General features: G+C 36.5%; 21 protein-coding genes. 7 read left to right on the forward strand and 14 right to left on the reverse strand.

Annotated features, from left to right (window positions below):
• Positions 1-16 precede the first annotated feature (16 nt).
• The 8 genes from J8281_RS18330 to hemA all read right to left on the reverse strand — a co-directional run bounded on the left by J8281_RS18330 (position 17) and on the right by hemA (position 7,276).
• Positions 17-805: an EI24 domain-containing protein gene (locus J8281_RS18330; protein ID WP_210199122.1), complete on the reverse strand. Its 789-nt coding sequence runs from the start codon at positions 803-805 to the stop codon at positions 17-19.
• A gap of 61 nt (positions 806-866) precedes the next feature.
• Positions 867-2,222 (reverse strand): TrkH family potassium uptake protein, encoded by a 1,356-nt coding sequence (locus J8281_RS18335; protein WP_210199123.1) that lies wholly within the window; start codon positions 2,220-2,222, stop codon positions 867-869.
• A gap of 4 nt (positions 2,223-2,226) precedes the next feature.
• The gene (locus tag J8281_RS18340; RefSeq protein WP_210199124.1) at positions 2,227-2,535 is read right to left on the reverse strand and encodes a hypothetical protein; all 309 of its coding nucleotides are present in this window, start codon (positions 2,533-2,535) and stop codon (positions 2,227-2,229) included.
• Between the two features lie 79 nt (positions 2,536-2,614).
• Positions 2,615-2,872 carry a hypothetical protein gene (locus tag J8281_RS20010; protein WP_371812636.1) on the reverse strand — a complete coding sequence of 86 codons (258 nt, stop codon included), beginning with the start codon at positions 2,870-2,872 and terminating at the stop codon, positions 2,615-2,617.
• Positions 2,873-2,953: 81 nt separating this feature from the next.
• Complete coding sequence (gene hemE / locus J8281_RS18345; RefSeq protein WP_210199125.1) at positions 2,954-3,991, reverse strand: uroporphyrinogen decarboxylase; 1,038 nt, start codon at positions 3,989-3,991, stop codon at positions 2,954-2,956.
• Positions 3,992-4,086: 95 nt separating this feature from the next.
• On the reverse strand, positions 4,087-5,058 hold the full coding sequence (locus J8281_RS18350; RefSeq protein WP_210199126.1) for a uroporphyrinogen-III synthase: 972 nt from the start codon (positions 5,056-5,058) through the stop codon (positions 4,087-4,089).
• A 53-nt stretch (positions 5,059-5,111) separates the two neighbouring features.
• Positions 5,112-6,023 carry a hydroxymethylbilane synthase gene (gene hemC, locus J8281_RS18355; RefSeq protein WP_210199127.1) on the reverse strand — a complete coding sequence of 304 codons (912 nt, stop codon included), beginning with the start codon at positions 6,021-6,023 and terminating at the stop codon, positions 5,112-5,114.
• Positions 6,024-6,025: 2 nt separating this feature from the next.
• Positions 6,026-7,276 (reverse strand): glutamyl-tRNA reductase, encoded by a 1,251-nt coding sequence (hemA, locus tag J8281_RS18360; RefSeq protein ID WP_210199128.1) that lies wholly within the window; start codon positions 7,274-7,276, stop codon positions 6,026-6,028.
• 295 nt (positions 7,277-7,571) lie between these two features.
• Here hemA and J8281_RS18365 point away from each other — a divergent pair, with 295 nt between their 5' ends.
• Positions 7,572-8,462 carry an AraC family transcriptional regulator gene (locus tag J8281_RS18365; RefSeq protein ID WP_210199129.1) on the forward strand — a complete coding sequence of 297 codons (891 nt, stop codon included), beginning with the start codon at positions 7,572-7,574 and terminating at the stop codon, positions 8,460-8,462.
• Between the two features lie 7 nt (positions 8,463-8,469).
• Here the strand turns inward: J8281_RS18365 and J8281_RS18370 are convergent, their stop codons facing one another.
• Entirely contained in the window at positions 8,470-8,649 is a 180-nt protein-coding gene (locus tag J8281_RS18370) for a hypothetical protein (RefSeq protein WP_210199130.1), read from the reverse strand.
• Between the two features lie 512 nt (positions 8,650-9,161).
• Here J8281_RS18370 and hemH point away from each other — a divergent pair.
• Both hemH and J8281_RS18380 read left to right on the forward strand, forming a co-directional pair.
• Positions 9,162-10,199, forward strand: coding sequence for a ferrochelatase (gene hemH / locus J8281_RS18375; RefSeq protein ID WP_210199131.1), 1,038 nt, complete (start codon positions 9,162-9,164; stop codon positions 10,197-10,199).
• Positions 10,199-11,581, forward strand: coding sequence for an MATE family efflux transporter (locus J8281_RS18380; RefSeq protein ID WP_210199132.1), 1,383 nt, complete (start codon positions 10,199-10,201; stop codon positions 11,579-11,581). Before hemH ends, J8281_RS18380 begins: the two co-directional genes overlap by 1 nt.
• Positions 11,582-11,617: 36 nt before the next feature.
• Here the strand turns inward: J8281_RS18380 and J8281_RS18385 are convergent, their stop codons facing one another.
• The 5 genes from J8281_RS18385 to J8281_RS18405 all read right to left on the reverse strand — a co-directional run bounded on the left by J8281_RS18385 (position 11,618) and on the right by J8281_RS18405 (position 18,011).
• On the reverse strand, positions 11,618-12,040 hold the full coding sequence (locus J8281_RS18385) for a nuclear transport factor 2 family protein (RefSeq protein WP_210199133.1): 423 nt from the start codon (positions 12,038-12,040) through the stop codon (positions 11,618-11,620).
• Between the two features lie 14 nt (positions 12,041-12,054).
• A complete protein-coding gene (locus tag J8281_RS18390) occupies positions 12,055-13,218 on the reverse strand; it encodes a PQQ-dependent sugar dehydrogenase (protein ID WP_210199134.1) in 1,164 nt (387 codons plus the stop codon).
• A gap of 142 nt (positions 13,219-13,360) precedes the next feature.
• On the reverse strand, positions 13,361-14,374 hold the full coding sequence (locus J8281_RS18395; RefSeq protein ID WP_210199135.1) for an AraC family transcriptional regulator: 1,014 nt from the start codon (positions 14,372-14,374) through the stop codon (positions 13,361-13,363).
• A gap of 70 nt (positions 14,375-14,444) precedes the next feature.
• Entirely contained in the window at positions 14,445-16,652 is a 2,208-nt protein-coding gene (locus J8281_RS18400; RefSeq protein ID WP_210199136.1) for a DUF5916 domain-containing protein, read from the reverse strand.
• A 69-nt stretch (positions 16,653-16,721) separates the two neighbouring features.
• The gene (locus J8281_RS18405) at positions 16,722-18,011 is read right to left on the reverse strand and encodes a retropepsin-like aspartic protease (RefSeq protein ID WP_210199137.1); all 1,290 of its coding nucleotides are present in this window, start codon (positions 18,009-18,011) and stop codon (positions 16,722-16,724) included.
• Between the two features lie 557 nt (positions 18,012-18,568).
• On the opposite strand from J8281_RS18405, the gene J8281_RS18410 reads away from it, so the two are divergent.
• The 4 genes from J8281_RS18410 to J8281_RS18425 all read left to right on the forward strand — a co-directional run.
• Positions 18,569-21,712, forward strand: a complete 3,144-nt coding sequence (locus J8281_RS18410) for a glycosyl hydrolase (RefSeq protein ID WP_210199138.1) — start codon at positions 18,569-18,571, stop codon at positions 21,710-21,712.
• Between the two features lie 175 nt (positions 21,713-21,887).
• A complete protein-coding gene (locus J8281_RS18415; RefSeq protein ID WP_210199141.1) occupies positions 21,888-22,439 on the forward strand; it encodes a CopD family protein in 552 nt (183 codons plus the stop codon).
• Between the two features lie 200 nt (positions 22,440-22,639).
• Entirely contained in the window at positions 22,640-23,035 is a 396-nt protein-coding gene (locus J8281_RS18420) for a transposase (protein WP_210199139.1), read from the forward strand.
• 11 nt (positions 23,036-23,046) lie between these two features.
• A partial coding sequence (locus J8281_RS18425; protein WP_210199140.1) for a DDE-type integrase/transposase/recombinase occupies positions 23,047-23,522 on the forward strand: 476 nt, incomplete at its 3' end.

The following is a 23,522-nucleotide window of genomic DNA, read 5'->3' on the forward strand; positions in this document are numbered from 1 at the left end:
ACAGTGTAAGTAATAGTTAGTGTAGCTTTTGTGATTCAGTTTGAACTATCGAATTAGGCGTTGTAATTACCTGTTCTTTGCGTAATACGTTCACCGTTTCGGTAGATGCGGCTACTACCGCTATGGGTAAAGTAATAATAAAACCAATTACAGGTATAAAAAGCATAAGAACAAATACCATTCCGTTACCTATAGCTGTACCTCGGTGTTTTTTAACAAATTGAACACTTTCCTTATAGTTAAAATAACGTTCCATCGTGTAATCCATATTACCAAAACCAACATAATAGGCTTGAACCAAAAAAATAAGAAAAGTTCCCAAAATCCCAATTACCGGTATAAAGCTCAGAATTAAAAGCGGAATCATATATAACAATTCTTTAATCAAATTGCGTGAGTTGATACGAATACCCCGTAATAACTGTTTGACGAATGATGATTTTGACCTGGTATCCACTACGCCGAGAAGATATTTTTCAATTTTTTCTGAGACCGGACTCATAAATGGAGCCGATAATGCCATGACGATATGCTTATAAAGGATCAACCCCAATACAAAGATAACGAGACCTCCAAAAAAAGTGCTTATCGTGGCAAAGGTTTCAGATCCCCACTCCCAGACCCATAGTTTCGCGACAATTTGCCCAATGGTATCTGAAAACGTATAGGCCAAAGCCATGAAGGTACATCCGGCAACTACACTAATCAGTATCGGAATCGCAAAATATTTCCATAATTTCAGTTTAGAAATAAGGGAAAAGGTTCCTAAATAAGCTTTGATAGCATTATATATAGCAGCAAGCATGTATATTCTTGATTATAGGATTACTAATATCGTTAAACGGCAATTTTTTAGCTTCAAAAGATTATACTGCAATATCTTCTTCTAAAACCTCACCTTCCTCATTAGTTATACTTTTAGACCATATGGCGAGACCAAACGTAAGTACACCCAACCTACCGATAAACATAAGTATGATGATTACAGATTTTCCTAGTACAGAAAGATCACCGGTGATTCCGGTACTTAAACCAACAGTTCCCAGGGCTGAAGCCACTTCAAACAAAATTCGTTCAAACTCAAACGATTCTGAAAATGTAAGCACAAAAGTACCTACAAAGATAATAGTCGTATAAAATATAAAAGACGAGGTAGCTATATAGAGCCGTTCAAAAGGGATTGTTCTACCTAAAAAGGTAATCTTTTTACTTCCTCTAATTCTGCTTTTCATGATAGAAAAAACTGCAGTAAGGGTGGTAATTTTCATTCCGCCGGCGGTACCAGAAGGAGATGCTCCTATGTACATTAAAAAAGTAGTAACTAAGAGCATTGGGAGCATAAAACTTCCAAAATCTACCGTATTAAAGCCAACCGTGGTCATGGCTGTCATAGATTGAAAAAATGCTGCTAGAAATCGTTCTTTGCCTGATAATTGAGAGACTGTGGGTTCTACAAAATAAAAAAAGCAAAAGCCAAAACTTAATAAAAGCAGAAAACCGATGAAAATAATTTTAGTCGTAAAGCTTAATTGATGACTCTTTCTTTTAACCCATAGCATGAAATCGGTGACAACAATAAATCCAAGAGATCCGCCAATAGCCAAAAATGAAATGATAAAATTAATAAAAGAATTATCTACATATTCAGTAAATCCGGAATTAAAAAGACTAAACCCTGCCGTGCAAAATGCACTAATGCTATGAAATAAAGATATCCAAATAGCCTCAGAAAAAGATTTCCCTTCTTGCATAAAAGCAATTAAAAACAAAACGGTACCTATAACTTCCATAGTTACTGTAAAAAGAATCACAGATTTTAAAAAATCTTTAATTTTGATGGTTACCGGTAATGTAAATTCTGAAGTTAATAGACTTTTATGCCAATGTGTTATTCTTCTCGTAGTAGACAAGATCATAAATGTAGTAAACGTAAGATACCCAATGCCTCCCAACTGAAAAAGAATCATAACCACTAATTGCCCGCCAAAATTATAGGTATCAAAAACGCTAATAGTCACTAATCCCGTTGTAGAAACAGCTGATGTAGCGATAAACAAATGATCTAGAAACGAGGCAGATTGTTTTTGCAACCACGGAAGGCTTAAAAGGATAAATCCCCCCAAAACGTAGGTTAAAAAACCGTAAAACAAGTTTTGTTGTGGTGACCAACTTCGTTTTAATAAAACGTATTTCTTATTTAAATTGCTAAATACTTTTTTCATTATACTACAGATGAACCAAATTGTCTGGAAAATTTTTTATATCACTACTATTTTCTACACGAACGGCGGTTCTTGTTTTTTGTTTTACAAGATGTATCAAATCCAGGTGAGACCTATCTTTGAATTGTACAAAAAGATCTCTTCCAATTTTGTTGTTATGAAGATCCATTGCTCGCTCTAGTTCACTATTAGGAGAAAGGTCTTCATGCAAATCTGTGACTTGCTTTGCCCAATCTACAGCTTTTTGTTCACATTTCTTAACGTTATAGGTAACTTTACAGAATAATACCACTTCCACTTTAAAATTACTCATCAAAAATTGCCCTTTTCCGTTTATACTTCAAAATAAAAAGCAACCATAGCTACGGCTATGATTGAGTTTTCTTTTTTGCCTAAACAAAAAATGACTGCTTTTTTATTTGAGCAATTTTAAAGTAAAACTGGTATAAAATATTCCATAAAGCATGCCTAAATGCATTTTCTTTACTCTGTCCATTATGAATATCTCCATACAATTGGTTACAAATCAATACCGTTCGTTTTGTTGTGCTAAGGGTGGGCCAGATTAAAAGTGGCTGTCGAAACATGAGAAAGGTAAGTAAGCCGATCTCGCGTAAACTTAATCCTTTTATAATGCTCCATAGGTTCATTTTGTATTAAATTGACATAGATTTTAAATTAAAGATACCTGTTGGTTTTGTCTTTGTTAACACCGTAAAATTCAGGTCAATTTAATATTCGCTCCTGTATTCTTTTACTGCATCTACAAATGCTTTGGCATTAGAAACAGGTATATTAGGCAAAATACCGTGACCCAAATTAACGATGTATCTATCTTTACCAAATTCGTCGATCATGGTTTTAACCATTTTTCTAATTTCGGCAGGCGGTGACAACAACCTCGATGGATCGAAATTACCCTGTAAGGTAATTTTACCACCCGTAAGATATCTTGCATTTTTTGGAGAACATGTCCAATCTACACCAAGTGCCGACGCACCCGATTTTGCCATATCTTGTAAAGCAAACCAACATCCTTTACCAAAAACAATTACTTCAGTCATATCTTTTAAAGCATCTACTATTTGCTGGATATATTTCCATGAAAATTCCTGATAATCTACAGGAGACAGCATACCTCCCCAACTATCAAATACCTGCACAGCATCAACACCGGCGGCTACCTTCTGCTTTAAATATGCGATCGTGGTATCTGTGATTTTTTGTAATAATTGATGTGCTGCTTGCGGTTGGGTAAAACATAATGCTTTGGCTTTATCAAAATTTTTAGATCCTTGACCTTGTACCGCATAACACAGTATCGTCCACGGGGATCCCGCAAAACCAATTAGCGGTACACGATTATCCAACCGTTCTTTGGTAAGTTTAATGGCATCCATTACATATCCCAGCGTTTCTTGAATGTCGGGAACAATAACTTGCTCAACGTCTTTTAATGATCTAATAGGGTTTGGTAACCATGGCCCAATACCCTCTTTCATCTCTACCCCAATATTCATCGCCTGCGGAATTACCAAAATATCGCTAAACAAAATTGCAGCATCTGGACCAATAATATCAATAGGTTGTACAGTGATCTCTGAAGCTAGCTCGGGGGTTCTACATCGGGTAAAGAAATCATACTTTCGCTTTAGCGCCATAAATTCTGGAAGATATCGTCCTGCCTGTCTCATCATCCATACCGGTGGGCGCTCTACGGGTTCTCCTTTGAGGGCTTTAAGAAATAAATCGTTTTTAATTTGTGTCATAATTTTATCGTCTTCCCGAGCTTATTAACTATCTGGTAGGTAGCATTTCCAGGAATTTTTTATCATTTATAGTATTTTCCGATAGCTCCCAGGATTTAAGTCTGAGATGACAAATCGTTTTTATAATATTTTACTGCTCGTACAATCACATTCTCTACGGTAGGTTTATTTGCGACAATTACCTTTTTTGTATATTTTTTAGCTTCAGAGGCTGTTGTATTGCCAATACAAAAAGCAATACTATCACCCATAGCATTTTCTGTTACATAGCTTTGAACTGCCGATGGACTAAAAAATAAAATTCCGTCAAAAGATCGATCAAATTTTCGCGTATTCAAATGCGTATTATAAACAATGTGCTCTGTAAAATGTACCTTATGCTGACTCAGCAATTCAGGCAATTCATTTCTTCTTAGATTACCGCAAAAGAAGGAAAATGATTCGGTTTTGTACTTTTTTATAATGATTTCAGCCAAATCTGAGGCATTTTGAGCAATTTCTGCAACTTTATACCCGTTTTCTTCTAAAAGCTTTTTAGTGTTTGAACCTACGCAGAAACAATTCTGAATTCTGAATTCTGAATTCTGAATTGATCGTACAGCATTTTTGCTGGTAAAAATTGCATTCTTTTGTATACTTCTGATTCCTGAAATATCTAAAAGCTCAATTTTTATTGCATCGTATTCTACTAATCCGATTCCGGCATTGAGCAACAACTCTTTTTGAGATTGTAATAGTTTTTTTGAAGCCAAAACAGTCCCTGAGCTGTTCCCTCTTCTCGAGGAGAGAGCTAGGGTGAGGGGTTCTTCACTATCCATTATACTCCTATTTGGAATTTCTTTTACAGAAGAAGAAGTCTTAATCGACCTCTTACTACTTGACAAAATTAATTCTAGTACTATTTGATATTTAATATTGACGAAATCTACGATGTAATTTTTGATAGGGTATTGTCTTCTAAACTTCAAATTTTCGAATCCCCCATTTCTAAGGTGTCTCCACAACTTAGCTTCAGCTCTAGTCTGGTCTTTTCGAAGTAATCTTGATATTTGAGTTTTCGTATTCATGCTCCTCACCCTAACCCTCTCCCCAGGGAGAGGGAACTGATGCTAACTTATATTTACTTAATTATCGATTTGATCTCCTGCATTAACTCTCTCCCACCATTATCTAATATTTCCTGTGCACAGCTGATCCCTAGATTTCTTGCTTCGCCAATGTTTACTTTTTGGGTTACCTCTACCTTCCTTTTCCCATTCAGACTAAATAAAGCCCCGGTAAACTCAATTTGGTCATTTTCAAGCGTAGCCAGCGCTCCTATAGGTGCCGTACATCCTCCTTCTAATACTCGTAGAAACTCTCTTTCGATATGTACACAAATTTCAGTTGATTTATGATTAAGTTTTGCCAGGGTATTTCTACAATAATCATCCTGTTCTTTGGCTACCACTAGCATAGCACCTTGAGCAGGTGCAGGGATCATCCAATCCAAGTTTATATAATTTTCCGGTTTAAGGTCGATACGTTCTAATCCTGCCGCGGCAAAAATAGCACCATCCCAATGGCTATCTGCTAATTTTTGTATACGAGTATTTACATTTCCACGTAAATCTACAACAGTATGCTTCTGATATTTGTGCAACCATTGTGCTTTACGCCGTAGGCTACCTGTAGCAATTGTTCCTTTATTATTTAAGAAATCTAAACCTTTATGTACCAAAATATCCAGTACACTGGCTCGTTTGAATACTGCAGCTTCTACAATACCTTTTGGTAATGCTGTAGGAACATCTTTCATAGAGTGCACAGCGATATCAATGTCTCCATTGATCATAGCAATATCCAGGGTTTTTGTAAAAATCCCGGTAATACCTAATTCGTATAAAGGTTTATCCAGAATGATATCGCCAGTTGATTTTACAGGTATCAATTCTGTTTGGCACCCCAGATCAACTAAACTACGCTGCACCGTATGCGCCTGCCACAGCGCTAATTCGCTATCTCTGGTGCCTATTCGTATCGTTCTACTCAAGATTACTTATTTTGTAATTGAAAAACTTTTTGTATCAATTCCAGACTTTCGCTTGCCGAAGTATTTTCATCCTTTAAATGATTAGCAAAGTGGTTGGTAATCTTCTGAATTATGCGACTGCTGATGATATCTGCATGTTCTTCATCAAAATCTGTATACTTTTTGCGCTGTAGATTGATTTCAGCTTCTTTTAGTGAGGTAAGTTTATTTTTTAGCGCTTTAATTGTAGGTGCGAATTTTCTAGTCTCTAACCAGTTATCAAATTCTCCTTTGATCTCTGTAATAATAGTTTCTGCCTTTGGAATATGTTGCTTTCTACGTTGCAAGGTCTGATCGGTCATCTTGGATAAATCATCAAGATGCACTAGTGTTACATTTGGTAATTCGGTTACATCAACAGCTACGTTTCTGGGTATTGATAAATCTAAAATCAGTAAAGGCTTGTCAGAATGAATCAATGCTTTGGAAATGGTGGGTTTTTGAGCTCCGGTAGCCACTATTAATACATCTGAAGTTGCTATCTCAGACTGAATATTGGCATAATCCTTTACGACCAGATTAAATTTTCCGGCAATCTCCTCAGCTTTGGTTTTGGTTCTATTCACCAAAACAATGTGATCGTTCTTCGTGTGTTTTACAAGGTTTTCACAAGTGTTTCTACCTATTTTCCCTGTGCCAAAAAGTAGTAAGTTTTTACGAGAAACATGAGGTACTCGTGCCAAAATATATTGTACCGCGGCAAAACTTACAGAAGTCGCCCCACTAGAAATATCGGTTTCATTCTTTATACGCTTACTTGCCTGTATAACAGCATTAACCAAGCGTTCCATAAAAGGATTGACCATGTCCTCCTTTTTAGATTGCTTAAAGCTTATTTTTAGCTGACTAATAATCTCAAAATCGCCAAGGATTTGACTATCCAAGCCGGTACCTACCTTAAAAAGGTGAGCAATTGCAGTATTGTTTTTATGTACATAGGCAACTTTTTCAAACTCTTCGACAGTACCATGTGTATGCTCACAAAGTAATTTAATCAACTGGAAAGGATGTTCGGCAAAACCATACAATTCAGTTCTGTTACATGTTGAAATCACTACAAGAGAAAAAATTCCCTCTTGCTTAGCCTGTACCAAAATATTTCTTTTGGCATCATTTGCAATACTAAAATGACCTCGTATCTCGGCATCTGCTTTTTTATAGCTAAGACCAATGGCATAAAAATTTTTTCCGTTCGCTTGCAAATGGGGCTCCATGTATTGTATATTCCTTTTACTCGATAATCTAGATGTTAGTGCTCGTTAGATATATCTTGTAATGTAAACCTTTTGTTAACCTATGCCTCATTAATTTTTATAGAGGATATTAATTTTGACAAAAATATTTTACATAATCTTTAAAAAATAACGCTAGAAGAATAATAAGTAACGAAATACGGTATTATCGATAGTTTTTTAGATGAAAACGAATAAAAACCTTTATTTTTGGTAGACATCAAAGAAACTTTTTTCGATAGTTTAGACTGTTTCTAAATAAATCACATTTCTTCTTATGGAAATTAAACAAAAAAATAACGCTCCAGGGGTACTTGAAGAAACTCAAATAGAAGATGGTTTCTTCATCTTAAAATTTCAAAATGAAACGCATGATAACCAAAGGGTTATAAGAGATATTGATAGTAGTTTTATTCAGTTCCACTTTTGTATTAAAGGTGCCGTACAATTTAATTTTAACAATGGAAGCTATACTATTCCGTTGGTTGAAGAAAATTCTCTGTTACTGTATAATCCACAGCGAGATTTACCTATGAATCTCGAAATGGACAAAGATTCCTGGTTAATTACTGTCTTAATTTCTATTAAAAAATTTCATTCGCTATTCTCTAAAGAAGCAGACTATATTCCTTTCCTGGGTCAAGGAAATCGTGATAAAAAATACTATACAGATGCCAGTATATCTCCTGCTATGGCCGTTGTTTTAAATCAAATAATGAATTACAGTTTGCACCCCTCGATCAAGCTATTGTACTGTAAAGGAAAGGCTTATGAATTGCTAAGCCTATATTTTAACCGCCCGGAAGATGCAGATACAGAGCAATGTCCTTTTTTGGTAGATGAAGAAAACGTTCTTAAAATACGTAAAGCCAAACAAATAGTAATCGCCAGAATGGCAGAGCCCCCAACATTGCAAGAATTAGCCAACGAAATAGGATTGCCTCTAAGAAAGTTAAAGGATGGGTTTAAACAAATTTATGGAGAACCGGTATACGCCTTTCTGTTTGATTACAAAATGGAAGTAGCCCGACAACTACTAGCTTCGGGAAGTCATAATGTAAATGAAGTAGGTTTAAAGGTGGGATACAGTACAGCAAGCCACTTTATTGCTGCCTTTAAAAAGAAATTTGGCACTACTCCAAAAAAATATGTAATGAGTCTTACTTAAAACGCTATTACTCGGCAGATTCCACCCGTGGAATACCTACACCCTTTTGTAAAGATACTATTGAGTCATACATTCCTCGATTTTCTTCTGTAGTATCTGCTAATACAGAAACAAAATCAAACTGCTCTAATAATTCTAAAACAAAAGGTAATTTGTCTTTTTCGACGTCTACGATTATACGTTTCATGTGTTCTAAAAATTGTTTGTTAACAGTCACATGTAACCCTATACTTACACTCGTAAATTAGTACCTTTGCGCAATTTATACCAAATTACTTTACGCTTTGGTAGTATTGGGTTCATCTTGCTTTTATCTTCTAAAAATACTAAAATAAAATTACTCAACTTTTAGTTTATTAGAATTTAACGAATTTATAAGGTTGTTTATGCCGTTGTAAAGTCTAAATAATGAAGATCCGTAATTTAACCTAAACGGTTGGTGTCAAGCTGAATACTGAAACGAGTTCAGCACAGGCTTGTTTCAGCTTCTCATCTCAGTGTACTGAAAATAAACGTAATGAGATCCTGAAATGAATTCAGGATGACTTCTCAGTTAAATTTTAAGTATAATAACGAACAATCAAAATCTAAATTATCCTTATGGTAATATTTACATATCCTTGTATCAAAAACTCTTATGGTTTTTATCAACATTCCTTTATATAGTTTGTATTTTTGTTTTGCGAAAAAAGAAAAATTATGAGCAAAGGTGTTCTCCTGGTTAATCTTGGGTCGCCAGACAGTACAGACCCTAAAGATGTAAAAAAATATTTGGGTGAATTTTTAATGGATCCCCGTGTTATCGACGTTCCCCTATGGGCAAGAACATTGCTTGTAAAAGGAATTATCTTAAACACACGGCCCAAAAAATCGGCAGCTGCGTATCAAAAAATATGGTGGGATGAAGGCTCTCCGCTCATTGTTATTTCTGAAAGGTTACAGAAGAAAGTAGCGCAACGCACCTCAATTCCGGTAGGTTTGGCTATGCGCTACGGGTCAATGAGTATTGAAAAAGGATTAAGGACATTACATGATCAAGGTGTAAACGAGGTAATGCTTGTGCCATTATACCCTCAATTTGCTATGGCTACTACCGAAACCATTTTAGTTTTGGCAGAAGAGCTTCGGCAACAGCATTTCCCAGACATGACATTTGTAGATATCCCGGCGTTTTACAAAAAACCTGAATATATCGAAGTGCTTTCAAAAAGTATTGCCGAAAAGCTTGAAGGTGTAGCCTATGATCACTTATTATTTAGCTATCACGGTGTTCCCGAAAGACATATTCGAAAAAGTGACATTAGTAACGGAAACTGTAAAATGGATGGCAAGTGCTGCTTTAAAAAAGGAGCTGTACAACATGAGTTCTGCTATCGCCATCAATGCGAAATGACTACAGTACAAGTAGCAAAAAAACTAAAACTTAAAAATGGAACGTATTCTACCTCTTTCCAGTCTCGTTTGGGATTTGATCCATGGCTACAACCCTATACCGATCGTACTATTGAAAGAATGGGAAAAGAGGGTATTCAAAAAATGGCCATCGTAACTCCGGCTTTTGTTTCTGATTGTTTAGAGACTTTAGAAGAAATTGCAATGGAGGGTGAAGAAATTTTTCACGAATCTGGCGGAAAAGAATTTACAACAATACCCTGCCTTAATGATCGCGATGATTGGGCTGATGTCTTGGCAACCTGGGTTAATGAATGGGCAAAGACTGAAATAGAGATTGCATAATGGCAAAAGTCACTGCTGAAGCCTTAGGGACAGAGCCCATAGGAAAATTACTAATCAAACAGGCTGTTCCTGCTTCGATAGGTATTTTGGTGATGTCTCTTAATATTCTTATTGACTCCATTTTTGTTGGTAATTGGATTGGCTCAATAGCTATTGCGGCAATTAATGTTGTTTTACCTGTCTCTTTTTTTATCGCTGCCTTAGGAATGGCCATAGGTATTGGTGGATCTAGTATTATTTCACGAGCTTTGGGTGCCGAAAATCGAGAAAAAGCGTTGCATACCTTTGGCAACCAGGTCACGTTAACATTTATTTGCACAGTATCTTTGGTTATCCTCGGATTACTGTTCGTAGACGAAATCATCCCAAGATTTGGAGGAAAAGGAGCTATTTTTGATCCTGCTAAGATCTATTACACTATTGTTCTTTATGGAGTGCCCATCCTAGGGTTTTCTATGATGGGAAATACAGTAATACGTGCAGAAGGTAAGCCAAAAATAGCAATGATTGCAATGATCATCCCAACCGTAAGCAATTTATTGATGGATTATCTATTCATCAACATCATGGATATGGGTATGCATGGTGCCGCTTGGGCTACAACAGGTTCGTATTTTGCTTGTTTTTTATATATTTTTTGGTTTTTCTCTTCAAAAAGATCAGAACTCACCCTTAGTTTTCGTCACTTTGGATTACAAAAGAACATCGTTTCTGAAATAGCATCTCTGGGAGGGGTTACTCTGGCAAGACAAGCCGTAGTTAGCCTTACTTATTTGCTGATGAATAATATACTATTTAACATAGGACAAGAGGGATTGGTAGCTGTATATGCTATTATTGGTAGAACACTTATGTTTGCTTTGTTTCCGGTATTTGGTGTGACTCAAGGGTTTTTACCTATAGCAGGTTACAATTACGGTGCGAACCGATATCCGCGCGTTCGAGAAACTATTAATACAGCAATTGCATACGCCGCTGCCGTCGCTACACTGGTATTTATAGGCTTAATGACTTTTCCTGAAGACATAGCTGCATTATTCTTAAGTAAAAATCCTGATCTTAGTGCAGAAGAACTAGCTTTAAATAAATTTGTACTGGCAAATACTGCCGAACCTATGCGATGGGTATTTGCTGCAACACCCATTATAGCCCTACAGCTTATTGGCGCAGCATATTTTCAAGCTGTCGGAAAAGCCGTTCCTGCATTATTACTTACATTATCTAGACAAGGGTTCTTTTTTATTCCGCTCGTTCTTATCCTGCCAAAATTCTATGGCGCATTGGGTGTTTGGATCTCTTTTCCCATTGCAGATGTTTTGGCAACCATCGTTACTGGCTATTTTTTGAATCGTGAAGTTCGCAAAAATATGATCGTATCCTAAATTAAAAATAGCTTTGTTTATTCATAAAATTCTTATCTATTTCATTTTTGTTGCGGCTTTGCTTATGATTTTCCACTTACCTTTAATTTTTTTAAGTAAAAATATATCTATATACCTGGTATCTTTTCCCTGGGCAAGTATTTCAGCTTTTGCCATGGCAATATCATTTTCTTGATCCACAGAAATTATTTTCCCTATCCTACCGTTAAATTTATCTCTTTCTTTTTTTTCGAACCAAGATGCATATTCTTCAATGGGTGCTATCCATATTTCTTTTTCTTTATGTGAAAGGAAAAGGGTTGCTTCTTTATAAAATGCTTCTTTTATTGTTTTAGGCTTATTATACGACGTGCCTTCGATATATATATTGATTGTAGTTTTAATTCGTTCTTCTTCAGACTGTGCCATGAAGATAGAACTAATCATCAAAAATAAAAGTGTAAAAAAATTGGTTCTCATAAGGTGTAGAGTGTTTAAAGTGTATCATTTTTAATTCTCAAAATTTTACCGTTATCTTCATCGGTAAGCATATACAGTTTTCCGCCTGGGCTTTGAACTACTTTTCTGGATCTCACTCGATCATCTATAAATAATTCTTCGGCACTTTTGATGGTGTCATTTTCGATTCTGAAACGCCAAAAACTACCTCTCGATAACCCTGAAACCAAGAGATCATTTGTCCATTCTGAAAACTCATTTCCCGTATAAAATACAAGTCCTGTTGGTGCTACTGTATGCTGCCAATACCACATAGGATCCGTAAATATGGCTCCTTTGATTGTTGGGGGAACATATTCCCGACTTCTATACCCGCCGGTAGTTATAATAGGCCAGCCATAGTTTGCACCAGCTTTTAATAAATTGAGCTCATCACCTTGCCGGGTACCGTGTTCACTAAACCATAGTTTGCCGGTTTCAGGATGTACGGTGATCCCTTGAGCGGCTCTAATTCCTATAGCAAAAATCCCGGGTACAGCATCATCACCAAAATCAGGGTTATCATGGGGAATACTCCCGTCAGGATTTAGGCGATAGATTTTACCACGTTTATCTTTAACATCCTGTGCAATGGGTATTTTGGGTTCATCTATCTCCTTGAATAGCCGTTCGCCAATGGTAATGTAGAGTTTTTTATCTGGACCAAAAGTCATTCCGCCGCCATAGTGAAAATACTCTTGAGTATAGGGGGATGCTTCTAGTATGGTCGTGATTTGAGTTAAAGAATCATTTTGTAACGTTGCTCTCACTACTTTGGTCGTACTTCCTTTTCCTTGTATTTTGGCAGCATAAGAAAGATATATGTAGTTATTTTTTTCAAAATCTGGATGTAATAATACTTCAAAAATCCCTGAATTATCGCCTCTCCAAAGCACCCGAATACTATCGGTTACATCTCTTGGAAAGCCTTTGATCACACTCTTCTTTTTTGAAGAGAAATGAACTCGCAAAAGATCTCCGTCTTTTTCTGAAACCAACGCCTTATCCTCAGTTATAAAAGCCATACTCCAAGGGTGCTTCAAACCATCTATAATCGCCTCTTTACTCGCTTTTGTTTTTGAAGGAAGCTGCGCTGATTTTTCATTTGTAACGCACCCACCAAAGACCGCTAATGATACAAAATAAAGTAGCTGTTTCATTTTTTGAACTTTTTAAGTAAACTCATCGAGGCAAGCCTCGGGGTAGTATACCCTTTGGGCGACGCCAATCAAATTAAAGTACCGCAAAATGGAAAACATGCACCTAAAACTCTTTAAAAAACATGATTTTTAAGATGATTTTTTAAGCTATCTTAAAATTGTTTCGGTAATGTGAAGGAGTAATTTCAGTTTCTGCTTTAAAAGCAAGGTTAAAAGAGGTAACGTTGCCAAAACCACAATCGTAAGCTATAGTGGCTATTTTCTCATTAGCATAATGAGGAGCCACTAGTAATTCTTTGGCTTTTTGTATTCGATAATGATTAATGAATTCTGAGAAATTTTTTTGTTCATTCTCATTAATCACTTGTGATAATTCACGTGGGGTAATTCCTAAATGATGGGCCACATCAGCTAATGAAATATCATTTTTTAAGAATATTTCATCCTCAACAAGTAGTTTCTTAACATTTTGAAGGACTTTTTTTGAAGCACGCCTATCGATTGTAGAGTTGCTATATTTTTCTAAAGTAAATACATGTTGCTTCAATAAGAGATACGTAAATAAATACATTAAAAAAGAAAATGAAATCGCACCTAATATGTAAAAAGGAATCCATTCTAAAAAGATTCCAATGTACAAAGCCCAGATGATAGTCACCCCAATAACGATATTTTGATACCATTTTACTAATTGTGGTCTAATTTGTTCTTTCTCTTTTGAAATATAGTTCCAACAAATCCCTAGATAAATTCCCAGATGAACAAGTACAGCTGCATATGCACTATAAGACAGACTATCATTTTGGTTTGGGATTATTGGACTAAATACTACAAATAGTGCAAAAGGCACTAAATGCACATAGCGCCTATTTAAAAAAGTTTCATGCTTTTCGAAAATTGCCTTGCCATAAAACCATAAAAAAGGACCCACAGCGAGGATAGTGGCAATTGCTACATTTCTGATTCTTGGATCTACCGCTATATAATTATGAAAAACCGATTTCCCAATTCGAATAGTCAATCCTAGCAGCACAAAAGCTAAAAATGTATTCGCTCTTTTGTTTCCTTTCTTTATCGTAAATAAATAAAAGCATAAGAATAAAGCCTGGATTACACCTAGACAACTAAGTACTAATATAAAGCTTTTAACAATCAAAGAATCTATAAATAAATATGAATCGTAGCTAATAGTTTACCATTACATTGAAGTGTTTTAAACTACTTCATTATATATTTAACCAATATGTCAATTTTAAAACAATAGAGCGATTTCTGATATCTAATGCAAAACGGTCTATTGTATCTATATTACCCGTAAGGTAATTATCAGTGTACACGATGATTAAATCGGAAACAGGAGCAAAACGCCATTGTATCCTCGCATTAATATTGGTATTATCGGTTTGTGAGTTGTATTGTATAAAAAACGAGGTGAATAAACTCTTGGATAGCGTATAATCTATACGAGGACTTATTAAAAAGGTTTGCCTGCTTCCATCTAAATGCGGCATATTAAAGGTATTGACTGCATAATTAAGGGTAAATGATCCATACGGCTGATATCGTATAGTAAAACTCCCATCGGTACCATAACGCCAACCGTTAAAATATTGCCCTAAATATGGGTTGACCTCCCAGCTAAATACTTTTCTTGTGTCACTGCGAAATCTTCCTGTAACGTTAACATATGAAAAATCCTGACCGGCAGCTAATTCGTCAGATTCAGTTCCTGTAGGGTCAAATGCATTGAACAAAAAAATATATTCATGATTCACACTGAAGTTGAATTGAGCCCTTTCCGTAAATTGCCCTCCAATACCCAAAGAATAGGTATGATCGGTTTTTCCTAGTTCGGGTCGCCAAAACATGTCCATTTCTGCACTTATCGCATAATCATTAATCCATTTATTTTGCGGATAATAGCGCAACTCGGCACCCGGACTAATTCTAAAATAATCTTTTCTTCTCACAAAACCCACCTCGGCATTGTAATTGTCATCAACATATTCGTGACTCCAAAACATCCCTAATTTTCTCGTGTTATACTCAAAAAAGGTTCCGTGGGCCAGTTGTGCATCATTATCAGGTGTAAATGAAGTATGTACAAACGTTTTACCCGAATAGGTATTATCGTAGCTGGCATAGTTAAAATCGGCTCCCAGAACTCGATTATAGGCATTAATCGATACGCTATCGGGAGTAACGTCTTCTACGATTTGTTTATTTACGGCTATAATACCTACATTGGATCGAGACCACAGTTTACGCTGTATCACACCTACCCCATAGTTTGTGCCCGGTACCCCACGACTTTTTTCAGAGGCTGTTTGCATATTTAAAACACCTATTCTGGTTTTAGGATCAATTTTTCCACTTAGCCGAACTCCACCATAAATTCTATTTTGAATAGTCGCATCAGTTTGTGTATCGGTGCCTACACCAATACGTCTAGAAAAAAACGGATTTATATTGCCAAAGCCAAACTCTCCAAAAAGATCTGCATTCTCTAAAAAAAACTGCCTTCGTTCGGGAAAAAAGATCTCGAATCGATCCAGATTTGTGATTTGTGCATCTACTTCTACTTGAGAAAAATCAGGATTTACAGTTAAATCCAGGTTTAAGCCAGGAGTAATTGCAATTTTGGCATCACCACCAATTTCATAAATAGTGTTTGTAGCCGTATCGTCTTCATAATTTTTATTAATCCCACTAGTTACAAAAGGAATTAGAGAAACTGAACCGCTTTTGGTATCCAAAGTTTTTTCCCAGATCATATCACCAGAGTAGGCCATATTGGTAATATTTTGATTAATCGGGGTGCCAGGCCAGGTACTAATTTCATTGGTTTGTGAATCAAATCGATACGCATAAAATTTCCATTTTTCTGAAGGAATATTGTATCGTAACGTACTAAAGGGAATGACTAGCTCTGCCGTATAATAATTATCATAGACGTGGGATCGTCCTTTCCATTTGTTTTCCCAGGATAGCGAAAAATCCCCCCCGTTACTGATAGTACCTTCTCTTAACACACCTTCTGGATTAATACCGAAAAAAAATGCGTTGGTTCCGTCAGAAAATGTATCAAACAGCAAAGTAATATTATCTGCTCCACCAGCCTGGTAATCGCGACGCAGCGAGTTTACAATCCAATTATTACCACTCGAATGACAAACTACACCTATATGTAAATGTTGATCGTTGGCAAACATATAAATTTGTGTGGGTGCTCTGGCAGGTACAGAGTCACTAGGAAAATTTTGCCTAAAGTTCTCGATTGGAGTGAGTTTTGACCAGATCGCCTCATCAAGCTTGCCATCTAATGTTATGGTTTCATTAGCGTAGCCAATAGTTATTGATTTGTTAATGTTTGATATTTGTGCACTACACAAACCCGATATGAGGATGCTACAAATGCAAAAAAGATGCTTCATGGCATAAAATTATGGGTTTCGAAGCTGTATAAAGGGATTTTAATAATAGTTTAACCATTTACAAGCTTATTATTCAAAATGTACAAACATAGACTCAAAATTTAAGGTTACAGCCTCGAATTCTCTAATAACATCTTGACCAATATTTCCGTAGAGACCAGAAGAACGTTTATAATTTTCATCTGTAATTAGAGACACACTATCTAAAGTAATCGGCTTGTTATTTATCTCTAAATGTAATGGCACTTTATATCCCATCACATTCACTACCCCTCCCGCTCCACCCATACCCAGGTCGGTTACTGCATATACATTTTCTATACTGTCTTTAAATTTTTTAAAATAAGGTGCATATAAATGTGTTTCGGCAGCACCAGTATCAAAGCTAAAAGGTAAATATGCCCCTTGGCTTTTCAATTCGATAATTGGAGTTAACGAATACAATGCCATGGCATTACCGCTATGCTCATGAGGGCGATTGGGTATTATCAATTTATGATCTGCAGTAATCGTTACTTCTTTCATCGCTTCTATAACCGGAAATCCGAGAATGCCGTTGATCTGATAATCAATTTGAGGAAAATGGAGTGCTTCATCGGGTAGTACCAAAAAAATTACATGGGTGAGTATCCCGTTCCCAAGAAATAGCTCATGAGCAACTGCAAGAGTAGCATCTACTGTTTTTCCGGTTAATGCTTTTACCTTGATTACAGTATCGATACGTTGCATTTGCTTGGCCTTTGATGCAACAATCACAGATAGATTAGCTCCGGTATCAAAAATAAAGTCTAGCGTATCTTTATTAATCACTACAGCCAAGTTTTTCAACCCAGCTTTGTCTTTACTCATTCGTATCTCAGTTTTTTTAAAAGAAGCTTTTTGCCGAGGTATTTTTCGCAACGCACCCCATAGCGCAATATCATCTTCTAATTCTTCTTTCTCATTTGGCAGTAGCATATGCTGAAAGTTTTTCAATTTTTGATAGGTTTCATAAGCCGAATTATAGGCGTACAATTTTTCATAATTATCAGCTTGAATTTTAAGACATTGATATCTTAAAGTATCCGTAAGTTCATCTTTATACTCATTAAAGATTCTATCTATTAACTGGTTGGAAATGTCTAGCTTATGAAAAGTAGTATTGATTTTTGATGCAATTCGCAAACTATCCAAAGAAGATAACTCATTTTGATATTGCAAAAATTTTCTTTTTGCTTCAAAAAAAGATGTTGCATCTATCAAAGAATCTATAGCAAATGTTAATGATCTATCATCTTTTATGGAATCAGCATTTCTATCTGAGCATGATAAAAGAGCCACTCCTAGCATAACGTATACTATAGTATGTACATAATTCATAGGACCTAATTTTGATAAACTTATCAAAACTCCTTATTTTTATAAAACACTTTAACTTTTCGTTATTGCTTTACAAATCAATACCATAGAAGAAGTATTCATCAAACCGGTTTAAACTTTTTTGATTTAGGCTAGACCGACAGATAGTAATGTGCTAGATCGTACGATTGCGAAAGGTTTTATACTTTTATCTAAGAAAATGCTAAAAACGTAGGTTTTCATTAAAATATCTATACATTTAACCTGGATTATGTATTAGAATTCCGTAAAGAAGGTATATTAAGCCGTAATACCTGCCCGCCTTTTTCTAAATAAAATGGCAGGCGGGGATTTTAAACCCGATTTATGCATTAGAATTTCGTTATGAGGGTTGAAAATGCCATAAAACCAAGTGTTTTCTAAGTTTTAGCATAGCATCGCTATGGTGAAACTTAAAAATACAACGTAGTGATTGGTTTTGCAGCAGTTTCAAGCTGTAATAGATTTTCTAATGCATAAAGCGGGTTAAAATGCATAATCCGGGTTTAAAGACTAAATCAACTCAATCTCATATTCTAATGCATAATTCTTTATCGAAAGTAGTGGTTTTAGCGCTAGCACTACTTCTTAGTAATTTTCTATCTTTTTCTCAACGTAAAAAATTAAAAGCTTCACAAGATGTAAGCTACCCAGAAGAACTATACGATGCGCTTGAGTATCGACTCATTGGACCTTTTCGCGGTGGTCGAAGTGCCGCAGTTACCGGGGTGCCTAACAAACCCAATGTATTCTATTTTGGAGCCACCGGTGGTGGAATCTGGAAAACTACTGATGGTGGTCGTACCTGGGAGAATATTTCTGATGGATTTTTTGGAGGCTCAATTGGTTCCATTTCGGTGTCTAAGAGCGATCCTAATGTCATTTATGTAGGGGGCGGAGAAAAAACACTTCGCGGTAATGTGTCTTCGGGCTACGGAGTTTGGAAAAGTGTAGATGCCGGTAAAACATGGACGCAATCTGGTTTGCCCAAGAGTAGACATATCCCTAGAATAGCCATTCATCCCACTAATCCTGATGTTGTATATGCTGCCGTATTGGGAAATATCTATAAACCTACTGAGGATCGAGGCGTCTACAAAAGCACAGATGGCGGAAAAACCTGGAATAAGATGCTGTTTGCTAATGCCAATGCCGGTGCGGTTGATCTTACCTTGGATCCTAATAACCCGAGAATTTTATATGCTTCTACCTGGAATGCCCGAAGAACACCGTATAGTTTGAGCTCTGGAGGAGCGGGTTCTGCATTGTGGAAAAGTACCGACAGTGGTAGCACATGGAAAGAAATTTCAAAAAACAAAGGATTTGCCAAAGACACGTTGGGGATCATAGGAGTTACTGTGTCACCAGTAGATAGTGAGCGCGTTTGGGCTATTGTTGAACATAAAGAAAAAGGAGGTGTATATCGAAGTGATGATGGCGGAGAAACCTGGCAGCAACTTAATAGTGATCGAAGCCTGCGACAACGTGCCTGGTACTATTCTAGAATTTATGCAGATCCTAAAGATAAAGATGTAGTGTATGTGGTTAATGTATCGTATCATAAAAGTAAAGATGGTGGTAAGAACTTTAGTAGTTACCGAGCACCACATGGAGACCATCACGACCTTTGGATTGCCCCAGAAAATCCAAATCGCATGATTATTGGGGACGATGGTGGGGCGCAGGTTACCTATGATGGTGGGCAAACCTGGAGTACCTACCATAACCAGCCTACTTCACAATTTTATCGAGTCACTACAGATAATCACTTCCCCTATCGTATTTACGTAGCACAACAAGATAATTCGACATTACGTATTAATCACCGAAGTACCGGTTATGCCATTACTGAAAGGGATTGGGAACCTACTGCAGGTGGTGAATCAGCACATATTGCCGTAGATCCCAAAGATAATGATATTGTATACGGAGGTAGCTACGACGGGTTCTTAACGCGCAGAAATCATAAAACCGAAACCGTACGATCAGTAAGCGTTTGGCCTGATAATCCTATGGGACATGGAGCCGAGGCTATGAAATATCGTTTTCAATGGAATTTCCCGATCCTATTCTCTAAACATGATCCCAACAAACTATATACTTTTTCTAATCATGTTCACGTAACCGAAAACGAAGGACAAAGCTGGAAAGTAATTAGTCCTGATTTGACAAGAAATGATCCTGAAAAATTAAAATCGTCAGGAGGGCCTATTACACAAGATAATACGTCGGTAGAATATTATTGTACCATTTTCGCTGCCGCGGAAAGCCCTATTACTGAAGGGCTACTTTGGGTAGGAAGTGATGACGGATTGGTACATGTAAGTAAAGATGGTGGGAAAACTTGGAATAACGTAACTCCTAAAGGAATGCCAGATTGGATGATGATTAACAGCATCGAACCCAGTACTTTTAACGAAGGTACTTGTTATATTGCAGGTACCCGGTATAAATCCGGAGATTTCACGCCGTATCTCTATAAAACTACAGATTATGGCAAATCCTGGGATAAAATTACCAACGGAATCGCACCAGAGCACTTTACACGTGTTCTAAGAGAAGATCCTATGCGTAAGGGATTATTATACGCCGGTACCGAAACCGGAATGTACATCTCTTTTAATGACGGAAAAGACTGGCAACACTTCCAGCTCAATTTACCTATTGTACCGATTACCGATCTTACCGTTAAAGAAAATAATCTGATTGTCGCTACGCAAGGTAGAAGCCTTTGGATCCTAGATGACCTTACCGTTTTGCATCAGTTAAATAATGACCTAAAAACAAAAGACTACATTTTATATCAGCCAAAAAAAACATACCGTATGCGGGGTGGCAGCATCAAAGATTCTAAAACAAAAGGAACCAATCATCCCGCCGGTGTGATGACCTATTTTTATCTCAAAAATTTTGATGAAGAAAAAGATACGATTGCGCTTACTTATTTTAGTACTAAAAATGATACGATCAAGTCTTTCAGCACAAATGCAAAAGAAAAGAAGGATCAGCTAACTATCGAAAAAGAAGGTGGGCAAATATTTGTTTGGAACATGCGTGGGGATGGTGCCGAGAAATTAAAAGGGATGATCTTATGGTGGGCGAATCTAGACGGACCCAAAGCAGTACCAGGTGATTATAAAGTGAGTTTAAGTGTTAACGGAAATGAAGTCGCCAAACAACCTTTCACTATTGTTGCAGATCCAAGAGCAGAGGCTACACTAGATCAAATGCAAGCACAATATGACTTTATAACTGATATCAATACAACCGTTGATCGCGCGCATCAATCGATTAAAAAAATCAGAAAAATAAATACGCAACTCAAAGCCTTTTCAACCCAATACAAATCTGATGAAAAGACAAAGGATTTGGTAAAAAAGGCATCAGAATTGCGCAAACAATTTGGCGAGATCGAAAAAGCGTTGTACCAAACCAAAAATCGAAGTAATCAAGATCCATTAAACTTTCCAATCAAATTGACCAACAAGCTTGGGCATCTCAATTCTTTGGTGGGTATGGGTGATTTTGGTCCAACCGAGCAAGATATGGCTGTAAAAAACGAACTTACCCAAAAGATAGAAGTTCAATTACAAGCTTTTGATGCACTAATTTCTGAAGAAATTAGTGCATTTAATAATGCGTTTCATACTTTAGAACTGAATTATCTTTTTGTGGAAGATTAACCTCTCGACTAAACCTGTCCCGAACTTGACAAAAGGCTCGAGGTGACCGTACTTGATTATTTTATATTTTTGACACAAATTTTACTAACGCCGTTATCTCGAGCGGAGTCGAGAGACATTTCAACTTATTAGCACCTCGACTCCGCCCGGTGTGACAGACGATTTAAAAAAGAATATGCTAGAATACTACAACTACATAAAATCCTTGCACCTCATCTTTGTAATTACCTGGTTTGCTGGATTATTTTACATCCCTAGATTATTCGTATATCAAATTGAAGCTTTTCAAAAACCTTCTCCAGAAAAAGAAATACTTGGTAAACAATTAAAATTAATGGCCAAGCGATTGTGGTTTATCATCACATGGCCTTCTGCGATTTTGGCTACTCTTTTTGCAATTTGGTTATTAATTTTGATGCCTGCATGGTTGCAACAACCCTGGATGCACGTAAAACTCGGATTCGTCATATTGCTTTTTGTATATCACGGTATAAGCCATCGTATTTATAAGCAACTTCAACAGGATGTTGTAAAATGGTCTTCAAATCAAATGCGAATATGGAATGAGGGCGCTACAATTATTCTTTTCGCAGTAATATTCTTAGTAATTGTTCGAGATGCCGTAAATTGGATTTATGGGGTTATCGGGATTCTTGTTCTTGGTGTTTTACTAATGCTTGGTATCAAATTGTACAAAAGAATTCGAGATAAAAATCCCAAGGCCTGACTTGATTTGAGTCTGTGAGCTTGTGAGTCTGTTAGCCTGTGAGTTTTTGAGTCGCTGAGTTACTGAGTCGTTAAGTTGTAGCATCTACGTTGCTACGGCTGGAAGTTCTTTATTTTGAATGACAAGCAAAGAACTAAGAGCCAAGAATCATGTACGTCCCTGATATAGGTTGACCACTTTTACAAAGAAGTGATTACCTTATGAGAGCAAATTTAAAGACAATCAGGAAGCAACGAGTTTATTCAGAAGATTTTAAACGACAGTTGGTTTCGGATTTTGAATCAGGGAAATTCAGTGTTCCTCAATTGGAGAAGTTACATAAAGTTTCCAATGCTAGTATTTATAAGTGGATTTATAAATATTCTACCTTTAACGAGAAGGGATTTAGAGTTGTAGAGATGAAAGAGAGCAGTAATAAAAAGATGAAAGACCTCGAGCAAAGGATTAAAGATCTGGAACAAGTTGTTGGTCAGAAACAGATAAAGATTGATTACTTAGAAAAGATGATCGACATAGCGAAGGATGAGCTGGATATCGATATCAAAAAAAACTACAACACCCCACAATCAGGTGGTTCAAAAACAACAAAAAAATGAGAGGTTTTAGTATGAACCAATTATATAAAACAATTGGCATTAGCAAGCAGGCTGTATATCAATATGCTAAGCGCCAAGCTGTCTTTGACCATAGAATCAGTTCCCTTGTTGTGAAGGCAGATTCTTTGCGAAGGGATTTTCCTGGCTGTGGGGTGGAGAAAATGTATGATATATTACAACCGGATTTTATAGGAAGGGATCGATTTGTAGAAACAATGATGTCTCTTGGGTATAGGCTCAAGATCAAGAAGAACTATAAAAAAACAACCATAGCATCCAAAGTATATTATCCTAACTTGATAAAGGGAATGAAGGTGGACAAGCCTTCAACGATCTGGCAGAGCGATATCACTTATATTCCGATAAATGGGAAACATTATTATGTCGTTTTTATAATAGATGTTTATACTAAGAAGATTGTAGGGTACTCAGTCTCTGACCATATGCGTGCTACTGCTAATCTAAAGGCTCTTAAAATGGCCTTAAA

The sequence above is a fragment of the Aquimarina sp. U1-2 genome (assembly GCF_017897595.1).
Classification (GTDB): domain Bacteria; phylum Bacteroidota; class Bacteroidia; order Flavobacteriales; family Flavobacteriaceae; genus Aquimarina.

Coding starts and splice junctions, on each gene's coding strand:
- J8281_RS18330 (WP_210199122.1), bottom strand. CDS start 805: ATGCTTGCTGCTATATATAATGCTATCAAAGCTTATTTAGGAACCTTT.
- J8281_RS18415 (WP_210199141.1), top strand. CDS start 21,888: ATGCTAGAATACTACAACTACATAAAATCCTTGCACCTCATCTTTGTA.
- J8281_RS18410 (WP_210199138.1), top strand. CDS start 18,569: ATGCATAATTCTTTATCGAAAGTAGTGGTTTTAGCGCTAGCACTACTT.
- hemE (WP_210199125.1), bottom strand. CDS start 3,991: ATGACACAAATTAAAAACGATTTATTTCTTAAAGCCCTCAAAGGAGAA.
- J8281_RS18335 (WP_210199123.1), bottom strand. CDS start 2,222: ATGAAAAAAGTATTTAGCAATTTAAATAAGAAATACGTTTTATTAAAA.
- J8281_RS18340 (WP_210199124.1), bottom strand. CDS start 2,535: ATGAGTAATTTTAAAGTGGAAGTGGTATTATTCTGTAAAGTTACCTAT.
- hemH (WP_210199131.1), top strand. CDS start 9,162: ATGAGCAAAGGTGTTCTCCTGGTTAATCTTGGGTCGCCAGACAGTACA.
- J8281_RS18370 (WP_210199130.1), bottom strand. CDS start 8,649: ATGAAACGTATAATCGTAGACGTCGAAAAAGACAAATTACCTTTTGTT.
- J8281_RS18380 (WP_210199132.1), top strand. CDS start 10,199: ATGGCAAAAGTCACTGCTGAAGCCTTAGGGACAGAGCCCATAGGAAAA.
- J8281_RS18400 (WP_210199136.1), bottom strand. CDS start 16,652: ATGAAGCATCTTTTTTGCATTTGTAGCATCCTCATATCGGGTTTGTGT.
- hemA (WP_210199128.1), bottom strand. CDS start 7,276: ATGGAGCCCCATTTGCAAGCGAACGGAAAAAATTTTTATGCCATTGGT.
- J8281_RS18350 (WP_210199126.1), bottom strand. CDS start 5,058: ATGAATACGAAAACTCAAATATCAAGATTACTTCGAAAAGACCAGACT.
- J8281_RS20010 (WP_371812636.1), bottom strand. CDS start 2,872: ATGAACCTATGGAGCATTATAAAAGGATTAAGTTTACGCGAGATCGGC.
- J8281_RS18405 (WP_210199137.1), bottom strand. CDS start 18,011: ATGAATTATGTACATACTATAGTATACGTTATGCTAGGAGTGGCTCTT.
- J8281_RS18390 (WP_210199134.1), bottom strand. CDS start 13,218: ATGAAACAGCTACTTTATTTTGTATCATTAGCGGTCTTTGGTGGGTGC.
- J8281_RS18420 (WP_210199139.1), top strand. CDS start 22,640: ATGAGAGCAAATTTAAAGACAATCAGGAAGCAACGAGTTTATTCAGAA.
- J8281_RS18385 (WP_210199133.1), bottom strand. CDS start 12,040: ATGAGAACCAATTTTTTTACACTTTTATTTTTGATGATTAGTTCTATC.
- J8281_RS18365 (WP_210199129.1), top strand. CDS start 7,572: ATGGAAATTAAACAAAAAAATAACGCTCCAGGGGTACTTGAAGAAACT.